The sequence below is a fragment of the Achromobacter sp. CSND-B12 genome, assembly GCF_052906545.1.
In genome coordinates, this window is the sequence record NZ_JBREGJ010000001.1 from 5,455,691 (window position 1) to 5,476,166 (window position 20,476).

Sequence of the window (20,476 nt, forward strand, 5' to 3'; positions counted from 1 at the left end):
TGTAGGAGGCTGGCATGAGCCTAGACCGCTATCCGTTGCGCCGCATGGTGGCCGCGCTGTCCCTGGCGACCCTGGCGGGCTGCACGGGGATGAACACCACCCAGTCGGGCGCCATCGGCGTCAATCGCACCCAGTACATGTCGAGCATGGTGCCGTCGCAGGCGCTGGAGCAGGAAGCAAACCAGCAATACGCCGACATCATCAAGCAGGCGCAGGCCAAGAACCTGCTCGATCGCGATGCGCAGCAGGTGGCGCGCGTGCGCGCCATCTCGCAGCGCCTGATCGCGCAGACCGGCGTGTTCCGCCCCGATGCGTCCGCCTGGAAATGGGAAGTGCACGTGCTGACCAGCGACGAGGTCAATGCCTGGTGCATGCCGGGCGGCAAGATCGCCGTCTATACCGGCCTGATCAACAAGATCAAGCCCACCGATGATGAACTGGCGGCGGTGCTGGGGCACGAGATATCCCATGCGCTGCGTGAACATGCGCGCGAGCGCGTGTCGCAGCAGATGGCCACCAACCTGGGCCTGCAGGTGCTGTCCATCGCCACCGGCTCGAGCGCCGCGTCGGACCTGGGCGGCAAGCTCAGCGACGTGATGTTCACGCTGCCCAACAGCCGCACGCATGAAACCGAGGCCGACCGCATGGGCGTCGAGCTGGCGGCGCGCGCCGGCTTCGATCCGCGCGCGGCGGTCACGTTATGGCAGAAGATGGGGGCCGCCGACAATGGCAGCGCGCCGCCCGAGATCCTGTCGACCCACCCGTCGGCGGCCTCGCGCATCACCGACCTGCAAGGGGCGGCCCAGCAGGTGCTGCCGCTGTACGAGCAATCGAAGGGGCGCGCGGCGCGCTAGTGCATTGCCGGCGAGGCCGGCAGTTTGACGCCGGGGCCGCGCATCACGCGGATGCCCAGGTCGGCCAGGATGCGTCGCGTTTCGCTGTCCGGCACGTCTTCCGCGTAGACGTCGATGCGCAGTTTACGGGCGGTTTCCAGCACCGAGGCAGTCAATTGCTGGCTGCCCGGACTTTGCGACATGCCGCCGACGAAACCGCCGCCCAGCTTCACATAGGACAGGGGCAGGGTGTGCAGTTGCGCCACCGCGCCGAACTGCTGCGCCAGGCGGCGCACGCCGATATGCGCGCCGAACTCGGTCGCCACCCGCGCCAGCGTGGCGATCTGTTCGTGGCATTCCACCAGCCCGTGCGCGTCGATTTCGAGAAACAGGCGGCGCGCCAGCGCCTTGCGTTCGGTCAGCAACAAGGCCAGCTGGCGGAAGTACTTCTGGCCGCGCAGCGAGGGCAGGGCGACGCGCAACGTCAACTCGCCATCGTGACTGGCGAGCCAGTCCAGCCCCAGGGCGACCGCCTCCAGGTCGCAGTCGGCAACCAGGTCCAGCCGCACGGCGGGCGGAATGAAAAGCGTGGCGGGGATCGGCGCCTGGTCGGCGGCGATGCGCAACATCAGCATGGCTTCCGTGCGGATGGGCGCACCGCTCGCGTCGCGCAGCGGCTCGGTGGCCAGCTCGAAACGGTGCGCTTCCAGGGCCGACAGGATGGCATCCTTCCAGGCCCGTTCGCCCGACTCGGACGGCGACTGGGCATCCGCCGCGCCGGCGATCACGACCTGGTCATTGCCCGCGCTCTCGGCCCGCATCAGGCCGAAATCGAGCCGTGACAGCACCGGGCCGGCCTGGTTGCCGCGGCTGTAGTCGGCCATGGCCTGGGCCCAGCGGCACAGGTGGCCTTCACCCACCGGGATGCGCGAGGCGTGCAGGTCGGCACGCAACTGCTCGGCGATCATCATGGCCTGCGGCGCTGCGCAGCCCGGCAGCAGCAAAGCGAAATCCGAGCCGTTCAGGCGCGCCAGCAGCGGATCGGCCACGTGCAGGGACTTGAGCGAAGCCTGGATGCGTTCGCAGGCGGTGCGCAGCCACTGGTCGATGAATTCGCGCGGCATGTGGCGGTTCAGGTCGGCCAGGTCGCGCTGGCGGAACACCAGTACGTGGCCGCCGTCGATGCCGGTGCGTGCCGATACCGGGCCGGCGGCGGGACCGGCGTCGAGCGCGCGGCGGAATTCGTTGACGAAATACTTGCGATTCGGCAGGCGCGTGACGGGGTCCTGGTTCAGTTCCAGTTCCAGGGATTCGATCTTGGCGTTCTGTTCCTCGACGCTGGCGTAGACCCGTTCACGCGTCTGGTTCAGTGCCTGGACCACGCCGGACAGCTCGGGCACGCGGGCTTCCATCTGCTGCGGCGGCGAGTCCTGGCCGATGCTGCGGACGTGGTCGCTGACCTCGCGCAACAAGCGGTTCTTGATCCATCCCACCAGCGCGAAGGCGAACAGCGCCCAGATCAGGCCGGCTCCCAGCACCAGCGCGATCATGCGCAGGCTGCTGCGCCACAGGGCTTCCCAGGCGTAGGCGTCGTTGGCCACCAGCGTCACTTCGCCGATCTGGCGCCAGCCGTCGCTGACCGCGTGCGAGGCCGAGCGCGCATCCAGCGGCGCCAGCGCGCGGAACCAGGCCGGCACCGAGGCCGCTGTGGCGGTCGACTGGCGTTCGATCAGGACCTTGCCTTCCGGGTCGGCCAGCCGCACCAGCGAGAAATGGCCGCCGTCGTACAGCGCCGACACCAGCAGTTCCTGCACCACCGGGTCATTGTTGGCCGGCTGCGACAGCGACAGTGCCAGCGACACGGCGGCGTCGGTGGCCTGCACCTGCAATTGCCCGGACAGGTATTCGCGCGCGGCGTTGACGCTGAGCGCCAGGGTGCCCAGCAGGATGACGCCGATCGCGAGGGTTACGCTGAGCAGTAGCTGTCGAAGTATGGACATAGTCTTGGTTCCGGACGTCAGGGGCGTATGCCTTCCCGTTCCATGCGTTGGAGTAGATCGCGCCAGCGGCTGAGACGGTCAACCGGTGCGGCGGGTTTGCCGTCGACGTAGACGCCATCGGCGTTGAAGCTGAAGACCGGCGTCAGGTCGCGCCGTTGCGACGCCGGCAGGATGGTCGAGACCAGGCTGTCCAGCACCAGCGGTACCGCATTGGGTGTTTCGTAGTAGCCCAGCACCATGTGGGCGATCTGGCTGCTGCTGGCCGGGCCGCCCACGCGCGCGCGGACATAGATGAAGCGCAGTTTGTTGGCCGGCACGCCCATCGACAGCAGGGTGAAATACTTGCCGATGACATAGTCTTCGCAATCGCCCGCGCCCTTGCCCAGCGATTCGAGCGGGGTGGCCCAGTAGTCATCCTTGCCCCAGATCGTGATGTCCTCGCCGGACAGCAGTGCGCGGTTCCAGAAATCGTTGGCCAGCGTCAGCCGGTCCTTTTCCAGCGGCGGCGCCGCGCCGCGCAGCAATTGCAGCCAGCTCGTTACCGCCTTTGCGCCGCGCGCGCCATAGCGGCTGGCCGACAGGCTTTGCAGCTTCTCGGCGTTGATCTCAAGGGCGGAACTTCCGCCCCAGCCGCAAGCCAGGCAGAGCAAAACCAGTCGGCACAGATTCAGCGTGGCGCGGAAACGGCGGGTTGATCGCATGAAACGGATTTTCACATTTTTCCGGGTGATCCAGTCGATATCCGGAAAAAAACCCCGCGCCGCCTGCGCGCCGCGTCGCCATACCTTGTCATCCGAACGGGCAGGGCCGCGCAATGGCCCTGCCCGCAGGCTGCTTAGCTGTGGTCGACGTTCAGTTTGCCCTTCTGCAACAGGTCGTTGATGATGGCCTGGTTGTTCAGCTGGCCGCCCTGCGTCAGGTCGACGTTCTCCAGCACGATCTTCTGGTCCGCGCCCTGGGTGCCAAGCTTGCCCTGGGTGTTGACGTCGATGACCGTGTTGTTGCCTTCCTTGTGGAAGTTCAGGTATTGCGTCAGGGTGCCATCCTTTTCGCCGACCAGCAGGTCCTTCAGGTCCAGGACGTCGCCGCCATCGGCGGGCTTGTCCAGCGAGAAGTCCTTGATGGTGTCGACGGCCGGCTTGGCGGTCGTGCCCTGGTCGCCCAGTTCCCACTTGAAGGTATCGCTGCCGGCGCCGCCGATCAGCGTGTCGTCGCCCTTGCCGCCGATCAGCAGGTCGTTGCCGTTGCCGCCTTCCAGCGTGTCGTTGCCCGAACCGCCATGCAGCACGTCGTTGCCTTCGCCGCCGTACAGCTTATCGTCGCCGGCGCCACCATAGATGATGTCGTTGCCATCGTCGCCGTACAGGGTATCGTTGCCGCCCTGGCCGTAGATGATGTCGTCGCCGGTGCCGCCGTGGATCGTGTCATCGCCGCCGCGCGGGTCGTCGGCCAGGTTGAAGTCGGCGTGGTGGTCCTTGATGTACTGGTACAGGTCGCCGTTGGTGGGCGCATGTCCGTCGCGCATCTCCAGGAACACTTGCAGCGCTTTCAGGCCCGAGCCCTGCACCAGGTCGGCGGGGCGGCCGCCCACCGAGGCCCAGTTCAGCACGTTGCCATCGGTGTTGAGGGTGTCGCCGAAGATGATGTCGTGGCCCGCGCCGCCGTTGATGATGTCGTTGCCGACGGCGGCCGGATCGGTGCTGGACGAACCGCCCTGCAGTGCCGCGGCCAGGTCCTTGGCGGTGTTGACGATCTGCGGCTGGCCAACTGGGCCGGTGACCGTGTTGGTCGTCCACCAGCTCGACCAACTGACGGAGCCATTGCCGGTAACGGTAGTGTTGTCGAAGAACTTCAGGTAACCCTCGTTGACCCCGTTGCCAATACCGATGGCGTGCACGGTGCTCTTGCCGCTCAGGTCCTTGAAGGCATCGACGGCGTCCTTCATGTCGCGGTAGTCCGTCGTGGTGCCGCCACCGTTGCTGCCGTTGTTGCTGAAGGTCGGATCACCGTCGGTCAGGAAGTAAGTGACGTTTTCGAACGCCTTGCCATTGGACGAGGTCGGCTGCTTGTTGAACCACTTCACGGCTTCGTCGAACGCGCCTTCGTAATTGGTGCCGCCGCTGGCGCTGAGCTTCTCGATGGCCTTGATCAGGTCGCCGACGTTGCTCGCGTTCAAGCCGTTGATCGTGTACTTGGTGCTGGCCGTCGATTCGAAGCCGATCAGCGCCACGTTGACGATACCGTCATGGCCCTTGAGGGTGTTCGCCAGGTTCTTGAGCGCGTCGATGGTCAGCTGCATGCGCGTCAGGCCCTTGGTGCCGGAGGCTTCCGACATACTGCCCGACGTGTCCACCACGATCGCGATGTTGTAGTTCTTGCCCGGTTCGACCGTGGTGACGGTGCCGCCCTTGTCGCCAAGGATGACGTCGTCGCCGCTGCCGCCGTTGATGGGCGGCTTGGTGCCGGTGCCGCTGCCGTCATTGTCGCCCGAGATGAAGTTGTTGGTCTTGATGGCGAAGTTGTAGTCGCCCGACGTGTCCTTGCCGCCGTTGGCGGTGCCGCCATCGTCGCGCACCTGGAAGCCGAACGAGGTGTCCTGGCCCGAGGCCGAAGGCGTGTAGACCAGTTTGCCCGCGGCGATGTCCGCGGCCGAGACCACGGTGTTGATCGAGACCGCCTGGCCATTCAGCGTCAGCGTGCCGTCCGTCGGCAGGCGCGTGATGATGACGCTGTCGAGCTGGTTGCCCTCGGCGCCGTCATTGAAGTTGAACTCGGCGGCGGTGAAGGTGTGGCTGCTGCCGACATCGACGCTGGTGGCGTTGTCGGCGGCCACCGGCGCGTCGTTGGTGCCGATCACGTCGACCGTGATCAGCTGCTTGCCGGTGCCATCGGCCGAGACGACCTCGAAGGTTTCCTTCAGCACGGCGCCCGGCCGCAGATCCTGGACCACCTTCAGGCTGTTGTTCAGCGTGTAGGTCCAGTTGCCGTTGGCGTCGATCGAGAACGTGCCGTACTTGCCCGCCACGTTGGTCTGGGCGATCAGCGCGCTCTGGCCGGCGTCGGCGTCCGAGACCGTCAGCTTGCCGGTGGTGACCAGCGTCTTGTCCTCGATCACGGCGCCGGTGGACTGGCCGGTGATCTTGGCGATGTCGTTGGTGCCGGTGACGGTAACGGTGATCTCCTTGACCGCCGTGCCGCCATGGCCATCGTCCACCGTGACCTTGATGGTGTCGGTCACGGTTTCGCCTTCCTTCAGGGCCTGGACCTTGGTGCTGGCGTTGTCCAGCGTATAGGTCCACTTGCCGTTCTGATCGACGGTGAAGGTGCCGTACTGGCCCTTGCCCTCGTTGTTGACGGACCAGGTGTGCGTGTCGTTGGTGTCGACATCGGTCTTGGTCAGTTGGCCGGTGGTGACCAGCGTGCCGTCTTCCTTGACGGCGCCGGTGGCCGTGCCGCCGATGGTCGGGGCGTCGTTGGTGCCGGTGATGTCGATGGTGATGACCTGCGTGGCCTTGCCGCCGTTGCCGTCGTCCACGGTCACCGTGATGGAGTCAGTGGCCTTCTGGCCTTCGGCCAGGGCCTGGACCTTGGCGCCGTTGTTGTCCAGCACATAGGTCCACTTGCCGCTCTGGTCGAGCGTGAAGGTGCCGTACTGGCCCTTGCCGTCGTTGTTCAGCGACCAGGTGTGCTTGTCGTTGACGTCGACGTCTGCCTTGGCCAGCTGGCCAGTCACCGTCTGGGTGCCATCTTCCTTGACGGCGCCGGTGGCCGTGCCGCTGATCGTCGGGGCGTCGTTGGTGCCATTGATGGTGATGACCACCTTGCCGGTGGTGCCGTCGGCGCTGGTGACCGTGAAGGTCTCGGTCAGGTGCTCCTTGGCGCCCAGCTGCTGGATGGCCTTGGCGTCGTTGTCGAGCTTGAAGCTCCAGTTGCCGTTGGCGTCGATCGAGAACTTGCCGTACTGGCCCTGGAAGTCGGTCTGCGGCTTGAACGAAGCCTGGCCGGCGTCCTTGTCGACGATGTCCAGCTTGCCGTTGGCGGTCAGGGTGGTGTCTTCCTGGACGCTGCCCTTGTCGTCGCCCGGCTTGCTGGGGGTGATGACGGCGGCATCGTTGGTGCCGGTGATGTCGACGGTGATGACCTGGGTCGCCTTGCCGCCGTTGCCGTCGTCGACGGTCACGGTGATGGTGTCGGTGACCTTCTGGCCTTCGGTCAGCGCCTGGACCTTGGCGCTGTCATTGTCGAGCACATAGGTCCACTTGCCGTTCTGGTCGACGGTGAAGGTGCCGTACTGGCCCTTGCCTTCATTGTTGACGGACCAGGTGTGCTTGTCATTGACGTCGACGTCGGTCTTGGTCAGCTGGCCGGACGTGGTCGTGGTGCCGTCTTCGGCGACGGCGCCGGTGGCCGTGCCGCTAACGGTCGGGGCGTCGTTGGTGCCGTTGATGGTGATGACGACCTGGCTCGTGGTGCCATCGGCGCTGGTGACCGTGAAGGTCTCGGTCAGGCTTTCTTTGGCGCCCAGCTGCTGGATGGCCTTGGCGTCGTTGTCGAGCTTGAAGCTCCAGTTGCCGTTGGCATCGATCGAGAACTTGCCGTACTGGCCCTGGAAGTCGGTCTGCGGCTTGAAGGAAGCCTGGCCGGCATCCTTGTCGACGATGTCGAGCTTGCCGTTGGCGGTCAGGGTGGTGTCTTCCTGGACGGTGCCCTTGTCGTCGCCCGGCTTGCTCGGGGTGATGACGGCGGCATCGTTGGTGCCGGTGATGTCGACGGTGATGACCTGGGTCGCCTTGCCGCCGTTGCCGTCGTCGACGGTCACGGTGATGGTGTCGGTGACCTTCTGGCCTTCGGTCAGCGCCTGGACCTTGGCGCTGTCATTGTCGAGCACATAGGTCCACTTGCCGTTCTGGTCGACGGTGAAGGTGCCGTACTGGCCCTTGCCTTCATTGTTGACGGACCAGGTGTGCTTGTCATTGACGTCGACGTCGGTCTTGGTCAGCTGGCCGGACGTGGTCGTGGTGCCGTCTTCGGCGACGGCGCCGGTAGCCGTGCCGCTGACGGTCGGGGCGTCGTTGGTGCCGTTGATGGTGATGACGACCTGGCTCGTGGTGCCGTCGGCGCTGGTGACCGTGAAGGTCTCGGTCAGGTGCTCCTTGGCGCCCAGCTGCTGGATGGCCTTGGCGTCGTTGTCGAGCTTGAAGCTCCAGTTGCCGTTGGCGTCGATCGAGAACTTGCCGTACTGGCCCTGGAAGTCGGTCTGCGGCTTGAACGAAGCCTGGCCGGCGTCCTTGTCGACGATGTCCAGCTTGCCGTTGGCGGTCAGGGTGGTGTCTTCCTGGACGGTGCCCTTGTCGTCGCCCGGCTTGCTCGGGGTGATGACGGCGGCATCGTTGGTGCCGGTGATGTCGACGGTGATGACCTGGGTCGCCGTGCCGCCGTTGCCGTCGTCGACGGTCACGGTGATGGTGTCGGTGACCTTCTGGCCTTCGGTCAGCGCCTGGACCTTGGCGCTGTCATTGTCCAGCACATAGGTCCACTTGCCGTTCTGGTCGACGGTGAAGGTGCCGTACTGGCCCTTGCCTTCATTGTTGACGGACCAGGTGTGTTTGTCGGTGGCATCGACGTCCTGCTTGGCCAACTGGCCGGACACGGTGGTGTCGGCCGCGTCTTCCTTGACCGCGCCCGTGGCCACGCCCGAGATGGTCGGGGCGTCGTTGGTGCCGTTGATGGTAATGGTGACCTGGCCGGTGGTGCCGTCGGCGGTCACGACCGTGAAGGTCTCGGTCAGATGGTCCTTGGCGCCCAGTTGCTGGATGGCCTTGGCGTCGTTGTCGAGCTTGAAGCTCCAATTGCCGTTGGCGTCGATCGAGAACTTGCCGTACTGGCCCTGGAAGTCGGTCTGCGGACGGAATACGGCCTCGCCGGCATCAGGATCGACGACGTCGAGCTTGCCGCTGGCGGTCAGGGTGGTGTCTTCCTGGACGGTGCCCTTGTCGTCGCCCGGCTTGCTCGGGGTGATCACGGCGCCGTCGCTGGTGCCATCGACGGTGATGGTGATGACCTGGGTGGCCTTGCCGCCATGGCCGTCGTCGACGGTCACGGTGATGGTGTCGGTCAGGTGTTCGCCATCCTTGAGCGCCTTGACGTCCGGATTGGCGTTGTCGAGCTTGTAGGTCCACTTGCCGTTCTGGTCGAGCGTGAACGAACCATACTGGCCCTTGCCGTCATTGTTCAGCGACCAGGTGTGCGTGTCGTTGGTGTCGACGTCGTGCTTGGTCAGCTGACCGCTCACGTCCTGGTTGCTGCCTTCCTGGATCTGGCCAGTGGCCGTGCCGGTGATGGTCGGGGCGTCGTTGGTGCCGGTGACCGTCACGGTAATGACCTGAGTGGCCTTGCCGCCGTTGCCGTCGTCGACGGTCACGGTGATGGTTTCGGTGGCCTTCTGGCCTTCGGCCAGGGCCTGCACCTTGGCGCTGTCGTTGTCCAGCGTGTAGGTCCACTTGCCGTTCTGGTCGAGCGTGAACGAACCGTACTGGCCCTTGCCGTCGTTGTCCAGCGACCAGGTGTGCTTGTCGTTGGCGTCGACGTCGTGCTGGGTCAACTGGCCCGACACTGCCTTGGCGCCGTCTTCCGTGACGTCGCCGGTGGCCGCGCCCGTGATGGTTGGCGCGTCGTTGGTGCCGTTGATGGTGATGACGACCTGGCCCGTGGTGCCGTCGGCGCTGGTGACCGTGAAGGTCTCGGTCAGGTGCTCCTTGGCGCCCAGCTGCTGGATGGCCTTGGCGTCGTTGTCGAGCTTGAAGCTCCAATTGCCATTGGCGTCGATGGAGAACGTGCCGTACTGGCCCTGGAAGTCGGTCTGCGGCTTGAACGTGGCTTCGCCGGCGTCCGGATCTGCGACGTCCAGTTTGCCGTTGGCGGTCAGGGTGGTGTCTTCCTGGACGGTACCCTTGTTGTCGCCCGGCTTGCTCGGGGTGATGTTGGCGGCATCGTTGGTGCCGGTGATGTCGACGGTGATGACCTGGGTGGCCGTGCCGCCGTTGCCGTCGTCGACGGTCACGGTGATGGTGTCGGTGACCTTCTGGCCTTCGGTCAACGCCTGGACCCTGGCGCTGTCGTTGTCGAGCACGTAGGTCCACTTGCCGTTCTCGTCGACGGTGAAGGTGCCGTATTGGCCCTTGCCCTCATTGCTGACGGTCCAGGTGTGCGTGTCGGAGGTGTCGACGTCGGTGACGTCGAGCTTGCCGGTGGCGCTGGTGGTGCCGTCCTCGGCCACGGCGCCATCGGTCTTGCCGCTCAGCTTCGGATCATCATTGGTGCCGTCGATGGTGACGGTGATGGTGCTCTTGGTGCCGTCGGCGGTGGTGACGGTGAAGGTCTCAGTCAGCTTTTCGTCCACGGCCAGGGCCTGAACCTTGGGATCGTCGTTGTCGAGTTCGTACTTCCAGTTGCCATTGGCGTCGATGGAGAACTTGCCGTGGTCGCCCTTGGCGTCGGTCTGCGGGTTGAAGGTGGCTTCGCCCGCGTCCTTGTCGGTCACGTCCAGCTTGCCGCCGGTGGTGAGATTGCCGTCTTCCTGGACGGTGCCGGTGGCCGTGCCGCTGATGGTCGGGGCGTCGTTGGTGCCGGTGATGTCGATGGTGATGACCTGGGTGGCCGTGCCGCCGTTGCCGTCGTCGACGGTCACGGTGATGGTATCGGTGACCTTCTGGCCTTCGGTCAACGCCTGGACCTTGGCGCTGTCGTTGTCGAGCACGTAGGTCCACTTGCCGTTCTGGTCGACGGTGAAGGTGCCGTACTGGCCCTTGCCCTCGTTGTTGAGGGACCAGGTGTGCTTGTCGTTGACGTCGACGTCGGTCTTGGTCAATTGGCCGGACGTGGTCGTGGTGCCGTCTTCGGCGACGGCGCCGGTGGCCGTGCCGCTGACGGTCGGGGCGTCGTTGGTGCCATTGATGGTGATGACCACCTTGCCGGCGGTGCCGTCGGCGCTGGTGACCGTGAAGGTCTCGGTCAGGTGCTCCTTGGCGCCCAGCTGCTGGATGGCCGTGGCGTCGTTGTCGAGCTTGAAGCTCCAGTTGCCGTTGGCGTCGATCGAGAACGTGCCGTACTTGCCCTGGAAGTCGGTCTGCGGGCGGAACACGGCCTCGCCGGCATCCGGATCGGCGACGTCGAGCTTGCCGGCAGCGGTCAGGGTGGTGTCTTCCTGGACGGTGCCCTTGTCGTCGCCCGGCTTGCTCGGGGTGATCACGGCGCCGTCGCTGGTGCCGTCGACGGTGATGGTGATGACCTGGGTGGCCTTGCCGCCGTTGCCATCGTCCACGGTCACGGTGATGGTGTCGGTCAGGTGTTCACCGTCCTTGAGCGCCTTGACATCCGGATTGGCGTTGTCGAGCTTGTAGGTCCACTTGCCGTTCTGGTCGAGCGTGAACGAACCGTATTGGCCCTTGCCGTCGTTGTTCAGCGACCAGGTGTGCGTGTCGTTGGTGTCGACGTCGTGCTTGTTCAGCTGACCGGAGGTGATGTTCGTACCATCTTCCTTGACGGCGCCCGTGGCCGTGCCGCTGACGGTCGGGGCGTCGTTGGTGCCGTTGATGGTGATGATGACCTGGCTCGTGGTGCCGTCGGCGCTGGTGACCGTGAAGGCCTCGGTCAGGTGCTCCTTGGCGCCCAGTTGCTGGATGGCCTTGGCGTCATTGTCGAGCTTGAAGCTCCAGTTGCCGTTGGCGTCGATCGAGAACTTGCCGTACTGGCCCTGGAAGTCGGTCTGCGGCTTGAACGAAGCCTGGCCGGCGTCCTTGTCGACGATGTCCAGCTTGCCGTTGGCGGTCAGGGTGGTGTCTTCCTGGACGGTGCCCTTGTCGTCGCCCGGCTTGCTCGGGGTGATGACGGCAGCATCGTTGGTGCCGGTGATGTCGACGGTGATGACCTAGGTCGCCGTGCCGCCGTTGCCGTCGTCGACGGTCACGGTGATGGTGTCGGTGACCTTCTGGCCTTCGGTCAACGCCTGGACCTTGGCGCTGTCGTTGTCGAGCACGTAGGTCCACTTGCCGTTCTGGTCGACGGTGAAGGTGCCGTACTGGCCCTTGCCTTCATTGTTGACGGACCAGGTGTGCTTGTCGTTGACGTCGACGTCGGTCTTGGTCAGTTGGCCGGACGTGGTCGTGGTGCCGTCTTCGGCGACGGCGCCGGTGGCCGTGCCGCTGACGGTCGGGGCGTCGTTGGTGCCATTGATGGTGATGACCACCTTGCCGGCGGTGCCGTCGGCGCTGGTGACCGTGAAGGTCTCGGCCAGGTGCTCCTTGGCGCCCAGTTGCTGGATGGCCTTGGCGTCGTTGTCGAGCTTGAAGCTCCAGTTGCCATTGGCATCGATGGAGAACGTCCCGTACTTGCCCTGGAAGTCGGTCTGCGGGCGGAACACGGCCTCGCCGGCGTCCGGATCGGCGACGTCGAGCTTGCCGCTGGCGGTCAGGGTGGTGTCTTCCCGGACGGTGCCCTTGTCGTCACCCGGCTTGCTCGGGGTGATGACGGCGGTGTCGTTGGTACCGGTGATATCGACGGTGATGGTCTTGGTGGCGGTACCGCCATGGCCGTCATCGACGGTCACGGTGATGGTGTCGGTGACCTTCTGGCCTTCGGTCAGCGCCTGAACCTTGGCGCTGTCGTTGTCGAGCACGTAGGTCCACTTGCCGTTCTGGTCGACGGTGAACTTGCCGTATTGGCCGTCGCCGTTGTTGCTGACGGTCCAGGTGTGCGTGTCGGAAGTGTCGACGTCGGTGACGTCCAGCTTGCCGGTGGCGCTGGTGGTGCCGTCCTCGGCCACGGCGCCGTCGGTCTTGCCGCTCAGCTTCGGATCATCGTTGGTGCCGTCGATGGTGACGGTGATGGTGCTCTTGGTGCCATCGGCGGTGGTGACGGTGAAGGTCTCGACCAGCTTCTCGCCCGCGGCCAGGGCCTGGACCTTGGGATCGTCGTTGTCGAGTTCGTACTTCCAGTTGCCGTTGGCGTCGATGGAGAACTTGCCGTGCTCGCCCTTGGCGTCGGTCTGCGGGTTGAAGGTGGCTTCGCCGGTGTCCTTGTCGGTCACGTCCAGCTTGCCGCCGGTGACGAGGTTGCCGTCTTCCTTGACCGTGCCGGCGTCGTCGCCCGGCTTGGCGGCGGTGATCTGGGCCGGGTCATTGACGCCGACCACGGTCACTTCCACGGTGGCGGTGGAGGTCGCGCCGCTGGGGTCGGTGACCACGTAGGAAATCGTGGTGGTCGTGGTCTGGCCCTCCGGCAGGTGCTGGAAGCTGGTGCCCGGCACGAACACGTAGCTGCCGTCCGGCTGCACGATGAAGGTGCCGCCGTTGGAGCCGGTGACAGCGACGCCATTCGGCGTCATGGGCCGGCCGTTGATCGAGACCAGGCTCAACGGATCGCCGTCGGGATCGCTGTCGTTGATCAGCAGGTTGCCGCGCACGGCGCTCTTTTCATCGGTGCGGGCAACGTCATTGATGGCCAGGGGCGCGTTGTTGTTGTCGCCCGCGGCGCCGCCATCACCGCCGGCGCCGCTGGAGGCGCGGTCGATCGTGTCGGCGCCACGGCCCGGATTGGGGTAGGCCAGGTCCAGCGGGCTGGTGGTTTCCAGGATGCGGGCCAGGCGCACGAAGCTGCCGCCGCCGTCGTCGCCGCTGCCGCCGGTCAGGGTGGCGGCGGTCGGATCCAGCACGTCGAACGGATCCTGGCCCGCTTGCAAGGCCGCCAGCAGGCGGTCGGAGTCGGTACCCTTGGGCGCGGCCACGGCCGCTTCGGTCGGGTCGGCCAGCGGGCCGGCCATGTCCTCGGTGACCGCCACCGCCCGGCCTTCGCCGATCACGATCGGCATGCCATTTTCCACCTGCAGCGCCACCGTGGCGCCCGATGCCGTGACGATGTCGCTGCCGGCGGGCACCTTGCTGCCTTGGTGCAGCTCGGTCAGGGAACCGTCGCTATTGCGTATCCACGCGCGACCGGTGATTTCGTTGACGACTGCGGGGGAGGAGTTGGCCATGTTGGTTCCGTTTCAGGGAGTTATCCAAGATGGCCTAGATACTAGAGGGGGCCGCCGCGCGGCGGTATTGTCCTCGAGGACAGGTTCACGAGGGGATTTTGCTGCGCGTATCGGCCGGCGCCGAGATGCCGTGCACCCGCAGCGCCAGTTGCAGGCGGTCGGTCACCTCGAGTTTTTCGAAGACCGCCGACAGGTGGGCCTTGACGGTGCGCTCGGTGATGCCGAGCGCGTCGGCGATCTGGGCGTTGGACTGGCCGCTGGCGGCGTAGCGCGCCACGGTGGTTTCACGCTCGGTCAGGGTGCCGTTGTCCCAGGACCGACTGTCCTGCGCGCGCTCCGTGACCAGCCGCAGCAGGCGCGTCACCAACGAACGACCCATCCAGATGCCGCCGGAGGTGACCACCTCCAGCGCCTGCGCCAGGGCCGGCGCCGGGGCGTAGCTGTGGCAATACCCCAAAGCGCCGGCGCCCAGCGCCTGGGCGCCCTGTTCGTCGTTGGGGCTGGCGCTGGCCACCACCACCTGTAGCCCGGCGAGCTGGGCATTCCAGGCGGGGTCCTGCCAGGACGGCAGTCGCGGCAGGTCGGTGTCCAGTACCGCCAGGGCGCGGCCCTGCTCGCGCCAGCGCTGCAGGTCCGCCAGGCCGCGCCCGCGGGCCGCCAGCCAGCGCGCCGGATCCAGGGCGCGCCAGTGCTGCCACAACAGGTCGTCGTGCGTAATCAACAAGACGGGAACGGATTTCATAAAGCCTTCTCGCTCTCCTCTAACGCTCGGTAAAGGCGTTGGCCTTCGCGCGCAGCACCGGCTTGAGCAGGTACTGCAACACGGTGCGCTTGCCGGTCAGGACGTGGACCTCGGCCACCATCCCGGGGATGATGGGCAGGTTCTTGTCGCCCACCGTGCTGCGGTCCGTGCGGACCCGCACCACGTAATAGGAATTGCCTTTCTCGTCGGTCACGGTGTCGGCGCCGATCTGCTCGACCTTGCCTTCCAGCCCGCCATAGATGGCGAAGTCGTAGGCGGTGAACTTGACCTCCGCCTTCTGGTCGGGGTGCAGGAAGCCGATGTCGCGCGGCAGGATGCGCACCTCCAGCAGCAGGGTGTCGTCCTTGGGCACGATCTCGATGATGTCCTTGCCCGGCTGGACCACGCCGCCCACGGTGTTGTTGAACAGCGTCTTGACCGTGCCGCGCACCGGGGCGCGCACTTCGGCCAGCTTGACGCGGTCGGCCAGGGCCAGCTTGCCCTCGCGCAGGGTCGACAGCTTGGTGTTGGTCTCGGACAACTCGTTGCGGGCCTGGTTGCGGATGTTCAGCTCGGATTCCTCGAGCTTGCTCTGGGCTTCCTTGATGGAGGCCTGGATGCGGTCGATCTGGGCCTCGGCGCCTTTCTGTTCGCCGCAGTAGCGGGCCACGTCGCGTTGCAGGCGCAGCAGGTCGACCTCGGACACCGCGCCGCTCTTGAGCAGCGGCCGGGTCACCTGCAATTCGCGCGAGGTCAGGCCGCAGCTGGCCGACGCCTGGTCGCGCTTGGCGATGGTCTCGCGCAGTTCTTCCTGGCGCTGCTTGAGCTGTTCGCGGGCGACGTTGACGGTGGCGTTCAGTTCGGTGGTGCGGGCCTGCCAGGCGTTACGCTCCATTTCGGCCAGGCCGGGCGCCTGCTTCAGCACTTCTTCGGGCGCGACGAAGGGTTCGCCCGTGGCCAGCGCCTTTAGGCGCGCCGACTTGGCCAGCAGCGACAGGTATTCGGCATTGTTTTCGCCCAGCGACGAGGCGAAGCGGGTGGAATCGATCTTCAGCAGGATCTGGCCGGCCTCGACCTCCTGGCCGGGCTTGACCAGGATTTCCTCGACGATGCCGCCGTCCAGGCTCTGGATGATCTGTACCTGGCGCGAGGGCACGACCTTGCCTTCGCCGCGCACGACTTCGTCGATATAGCCGAAGGCCGCCCACAGCAGCAGCAGGAAGACGGCCAGCAGACTGGTCCACAGCAGCACGCGGGCGCCGCGCGCCTGCGATTCGTGGATGACCCATTCGGCGTTGCCGACGTAGTCGGTGCGCGCCTTGGGTTTGCCTTTCTCGGCGCCATCGAGCAGGCGGTCGAAGAAGTAAATGAAGACGCCGCGTATGCGCAGCCACAGCCGCTTGAGCAGGCCGGGCCGGGCAAGGGCGGGTTTCGGGATGGCGGTGGTGTTGTCCATGCGGCTCTCAGCTTCCGCGTCCGACGCGCCCCTGGCGCAGGGCTTCGACGACCTGTTCCTTGGGGCCATCGGCCACGATGTGGCCGTTATCGATGACGATCAGGCGATCGACCAGTTCCAGCAGGGCGGTGCGGTGCGTCACCAGCAGGATGGTCTTGTTGGCGCTGGCTTCGCCCAGGCGGCGGCGCAGTTGGGCCTCGCTCTGGTGATCCATGTTGCTGCTGGGTTCGTCCAGCAGCAGGATGGGCGGATCGTTGATCAGCGCCCGCGCCACCGCCACCGACTGGCGCTGGCCGCCCGACAGCGACTCGCCGCGCTCGCCGATGAGCATGTCGAAGCCGTTCGGGTGCAGGTTGGCGAACTCGGTCACGCCGGCCATGTTGGCCGCCGCCAGGATGCTGGCGTCGTCGGCGTAGGGCGCGCCCATCGCCAGGTTGTGCTTGAGGCTGCCGTAGAACAGCAGCGGGTCCTGCGGCACGTGGCCGATGGCGCGGCGCACGTCGGCCGGGTCGATCTGGCGCACGTCCACGCCGTCCAGCAGGACCGCGCCCTCGGTCGGCTGGAACAGCGCCAAGGCCAGCTTTTCCAGCGTGGTCTTGCCTGAGCCGATGCGACCGATGATGCCGACCTTTTCGCCCGGCTTGAGCTTGAAGGACACCTTCTTGAGCACCGGCTGGGTGCTGCCCGGGTAGGTGAAGCTGACGTCGCGGAATTCCAGGCCGCCATGGAACACCGGGCGGTGCAGGAACTCGGCCTCGGCCGGGCGTTCGATCGGCAGCTTCATGTAGTTGTCGATCGAACCCAGCGAGGTGCGGGCATTCTGGTATTGCATCAGCAGGCCGGCCACCTGGCCCAGCGGGGCCAGGCAGCGGCCGGCGATCATCGAGGCGGCGATGATGCCGCCCATCGACAGGGCCGAATCCTGCGCCAGGTACACGCCGATGATCACGACCGAGATCGACACCAGCTGCTGCACCGCCTGCACGAAGCCCACGGTGGACGACGAGATCAGCTTGAGCTTGCCGCCCGTCTGCGCGATGAACTCGGTGGAACGCTCCCAGTTGCGCTGGATTGCGCCCTGGGCGTTGAGGGTCTTGACCGCTTCCAGCCCCGTCAGGGCCTCGACCAGGGTGGCATTGCGCTGCGACGAAGCCTGGAAAGAAGCCATCGTCAGCGCTTCCATGCGTGCCTGCGCGGCCAGCGACACCACCAGGATCAGCACGATCGCCATCACCGGCGGCAGCACCATCCATGGCGAGATCCAGGCCAGCGCGGCCAGGAACAGCAGGATGAAGGGCAGGTCCACCAGCGTGGTGATGGTGGCCGAGGCGATGAAGTCGCGGATCGATTCGAACGAGCGCAGGTTGGCGGCGAACGAGCCGACCGACACCGGGCGGCCTTCCATGCGCAGGTCCAGCACCCGTTCCATGATCTGCGCCGACAGGCGCACGTCGACGCGCTTGCTGGCGCTGTCGACCACGTGCGAGCGCGCCGTGCTCAGGATCATGTTGAAGATCACCACCAGGGTGATGCCCAGCGCCAGCACCCAGAGCGTCTCGACGGCGTTGTTGGGCACCACGCGGTCATACACGTTCATGGTGAACAGCGGCATCGCCATCGCGAAGATGTTGATCAGCAGCGCGGCGATGAGCGCGTCGCGGTACAGGCGCCGGTTTTCCATGATGGCGGCCCAGAACCAGTGGCGTTCGCGCACCTTGGCCACTTCCGGCGCGCGCGCGTCGAAGCGGAACTGCGGCCGCACGAAACAGACCAGGCCGGTGTATTGCGCGTCCAGCTCGGCCGCGCTCATCTCGACCGCGCTGCCGCCGAGCTCGGGATGGCTGATCACGCACTTGTCGCCATCCCTCTTGAGCAGCAGGCAGGCCCGCTCGCCATTCAGCAGCAGGATGGCCGGCAACAGGTCCGACGGCAGGCCGTCCAGCGGGCGCTTGACCACGCGCGCCGACAACTGCGCGCGCGCCGCCGCTCGCGGCAGCAGGGCCGGGGTCAGGCGATGCGATTCCAGCGGCAGGCCGGCGGACAGCGCCTGCGCGGTGGCCGCCACGCCGTGCAGCCGGGTGATCTCGACCAGGCAGTCCAGCAGCGGGTCGTCATGCGCGGCGCGCGCGTCGGCGCGCCATTCCCGGGCGGCGGCGTCAGATAACTTGTCCATCATCGTCATCCAGCAGGTCCAGATGCTCCGAGAGTCGCGCGCGCTGTTGCTTGCGCTGGGTGAGTTTTTGCTGGGCCTGTATCGGCAGGTCCGTCATGCGCAAGGTGCCATTGGCGATCAAGGCGTCGATCAAGTCTTCCAACACGCGGACGAAGTCCGCATCCAACCGTGAAAAGTCGTTGTCCTCTGTAGCCATATGGCCTCCTTGCGCGCGCCTCGTCAGGGACGGGCCTGGGCGGCGGGCGCGTTCAGCGGCACCAGCGTGGGCGGCAGGGTGCCTTCGTTGTATTGCACACGCACTGGCGTCAGCCGCGCCGAATCGGGCACCGTGGAATTGCACAGGCGGATGACATCGTCGGACACCACCAGCTTGCCGTTTTCCTCGGGCATTTCGTTGCGCGCGGGCTGCAGCGTCAGCGCCGGCAGCAGCTTATGCGAAAGCGCCAGCCAGCGATACTGGGCCAGCCTCAGGTCATAGACCGCGTTGGTCAGGGCGCGGCGCGATTCGAACAGTTCGTTTTCGGTGTTGAGCAGGTCGAGCAGGGTGCGTTGGCCAATCTGGAACTGCTGGCGATAGGCATCGCGCACCTTGGCCGTGGCCATTTCGTGGTCGCGCAGGAAGGGCAGCTTTTCCTGCAGGCTGGTGATGTTGTTCCAGGCCACGGCCAGGTCCTGCTGCACGTTGCGGCAGGTGTAGTCGCGCACGTCGCGGGCCGCGTAGGATTGGGCCGCCGTCTGGCGCACCCGGGCCGAATCGGCGCCGCCGCGGTACAGGTTGTAGTTCATGACCACCTGGACGCTGGAGCTGCGGATGTTGCGGTTTTCCGGCGTCGGGTCGTTCTGGTCGCGGCCGGTGGCGGCGACGAATTCGAACTTGGGCGAGAACGCGCCCTTGGAGGAGGCCACGCCCGCTTCCGCCGCCTGCAGGGCGGCCTGCTTGGACAGGAAGCTGGGGTTGCGGCGCAGCGACTCGTTGAAGTTGCCGGGCTTGGTCGGCAGCTTGTCGGAGATGTCCGGCACCGGCTGCATCGACTCGGGCGGCAGGGCGCCGGTCACGCGCTGGAAGCGCTGCTGCACGTCCAGCAGGTTGGTGGTTTCGGTCATCAGGTTGGTCTGGGCCAGCGCCAGGCGGCCGCCGGCCTGTTCCAGGTCGACGCGCCGGCCCACGCCGGATTCCGTGCGCTGGCCGATCTGCTTGAGGGTTTCCTCGTGCAGCGAATAATTCTGGCGGGCCAGCAGTTCCATGTCGCGGTAGCGCTGCAGGTCGATATAGGCCTGCACGGCGGCCAGAGCGGTGCTGTCGCTGGTGGCCAGCACGTCATAGAAACGCGCCAGCTTGTCGAACCCGGCCTGCTTGACGTCGTTGCTGGTGCGGAAACCGTCGAAAATCAGCTGGCGCAGTTCGAAGTTGTAGCCGGGGCGGTTCCAGTTCTGCGAGCCGACGCCGGGGACATTGTTGCGGTATTCGCGGCCGACATAGCCCAACGCGTTGACTTGCGGGAAGAACGCGCCGCGCGCCACTGCCTGGCCTTCCAGCGACGCCTGGAAATCGTGGTATTTCGCCTGGATTTCGGGGTTGCTGAGCAGGGTCTGTTCAACAATCTGGTTCAACGTCGTGACGCCCGGGGTGGGCGCCGCAGTGCTGGAATCCGCCGCGGCGGGCTGGGCAAAGGTGACAGGAACGAATGCCAACGCCAGGGCGGAAACCGAGGTCTTAAGCAGAAACGAAGACATAGGGATTATTCGCGAGTCAAGTTTGGGATTAGTAGCCGGCATATTGTGTGCAAATGTCAGAATTGACGAGTCAAGATTTGTTAATTCTTGACGGATGTTTGCCGGCCCGTCGGGATTTGTTTCACGTAAATCACGACAATTGACGTGATTTGCGCGAAATTCAACATGGACGGATTAATCAAAAACTATTAATGCGTTTTATGTCGCATTATTTCGGTTTCTGCTTTGCCACATTGAAACTTGATTATACCTGCTTGCGTCTTTTGTATCTAAATTGTTTTTATATTGCGCTCGCCGATTATCTGCTGGTTCTTGCCGGAATCCATGCGCGGAAACGTTGATATCGAGGCCGAGGGCCGAGGCATGGTGGTATTGCATGTACTAGTATTGTTGGTGTGCTTGTACTAGGTTTGGCGGCTGTGCATAATTCTTCCATGCCGCAGCGGCCGGCGCGGGAACGTTGGTTTTCCTAGCGCCAGGCACCAGCCGGATTGTCTATTTGCAGAGCG

General features: G+C 65.5%; 10 protein-coding genes and 1 pseudogene. 1 reads left to right on the forward strand and 10 read right to left on the reverse strand.

Annotated elements, in window-relative coordinates; all coding sequences use genetic code 11:
• Positions 1 to 14: 14 nt before the first annotated feature.
• Positions 15 to 854, forward strand: coding sequence for a M48 family metallopeptidase (locus ACUTAG_RS25680; protein ID WP_006387937.1), 840 nt, complete (start codon positions 15 to 17; stop codon positions 852 to 854).
• Here ACUTAG_RS25680 and ACUTAG_RS25685 read toward each other — a convergent pair.
• The 10 genes and pseudogenes from ACUTAG_RS25685 to ACUTAG_RS25730 form a co-directional block, all read right to left on the reverse strand.
• Complete coding sequence (locus tag ACUTAG_RS25685; protein ID WP_148316602.1) at positions 851 to 2,833, reverse strand: bifunctional diguanylate cyclase/phosphodiesterase; 1,983 nt, start codon at positions 2,831 to 2,833, stop codon at positions 851 to 853. The two genes, ACUTAG_RS25680 and ACUTAG_RS25685, sit on opposite strands and share 4 nt — an antisense overlap.
• Before the next feature lie 17 nt (positions 2,834 to 2,850).
• Positions 2,851 to 3,534 (reverse strand): transglutaminase-like cysteine peptidase, encoded by a 684-nt coding sequence (locus ACUTAG_RS25690; protein WP_104414536.1) that lies wholly within the window; start codon positions 3,532 to 3,534, stop codon positions 2,851 to 2,853.
• 134 nt (positions 3,535 to 3,668) lie between these two features.
• The gene (locus tag ACUTAG_RS25695; protein ID WP_446650458.1) at positions 3,669 to 11,426 is read right to left on the reverse strand and encodes a VCBS domain-containing protein; all 7,758 of its coding nucleotides are present in this window, start codon (positions 11,424 to 11,426) and stop codon (positions 3,669 to 3,671) included.
• Positions 11,400 to 11,756: pseudogene (locus tag ACUTAG_RS25700) on the reverse strand (VCBS domain-containing protein); the annotation flags it as partial. The gene ACUTAG_RS25695 and the pseudogene ACUTAG_RS25700, both read right to left, overlap by 27 nt.
• A 3-nt stretch (positions 11,757 to 11,759) precedes the next feature.
• Positions 11,760 to 13,862, reverse strand: coding sequence for a retention module-containing protein (locus ACUTAG_RS25705; protein WP_446650379.1), 2,103 nt, complete (start codon positions 13,860 to 13,862; stop codon positions 11,760 to 11,762).
• An 85-nt stretch (positions 13,863 to 13,947) separates the two neighbouring features.
• On the reverse strand, positions 13,948 to 14,604 hold the full coding sequence (locus ACUTAG_RS25710) for a helix-turn-helix transcriptional regulator (protein ID WP_054449442.1): 657 nt from the start codon (positions 14,602 to 14,604) through the stop codon (positions 13,948 to 13,950).
• Positions 14,605 to 14,623: 19 nt separating this feature from the next.
• Positions 14,624 to 16,060 carry an HlyD family type I secretion periplasmic adaptor subunit gene (locus tag ACUTAG_RS25715; protein ID WP_006387945.1) on the reverse strand — a complete coding sequence of 479 codons (1,437 nt, stop codon included), beginning with the start codon at positions 16,058 to 16,060 and terminating at the stop codon, positions 14,624 to 14,626.
• Between the two features lie 7 nt (positions 16,061 to 16,067).
• Positions 16,068 to 18,233 carry a type I secretion system permease/ATPase gene (locus tag ACUTAG_RS25720; RefSeq protein WP_392388238.1) on the reverse strand — a complete coding sequence of 722 codons (2,166 nt, stop codon included), beginning with the start codon at positions 18,231 to 18,233 and terminating at the stop codon, positions 16,068 to 16,070.
• Positions 18,217 to 18,429 carry a hypothetical protein gene (locus ACUTAG_RS25725; protein WP_006387947.1) on the reverse strand — a complete coding sequence of 71 codons (213 nt, stop codon included), beginning with the start codon at positions 18,427 to 18,429 and terminating at the stop codon, positions 18,217 to 18,219. The genes ACUTAG_RS25720 and ACUTAG_RS25725 overlap by 17 nt, the downstream gene beginning before the upstream one ends.
• 23 nt (positions 18,430 to 18,452) lie before the next feature.
• A complete protein-coding gene (locus tag ACUTAG_RS25730) occupies positions 18,453 to 19,967 on the reverse strand; it encodes a TolC family outer membrane protein (protein ID WP_006387948.1) in 1,515 nt (504 codons plus the stop codon).
• Positions 19,968 to 20,476 lie beyond the last annotated feature (509 nt).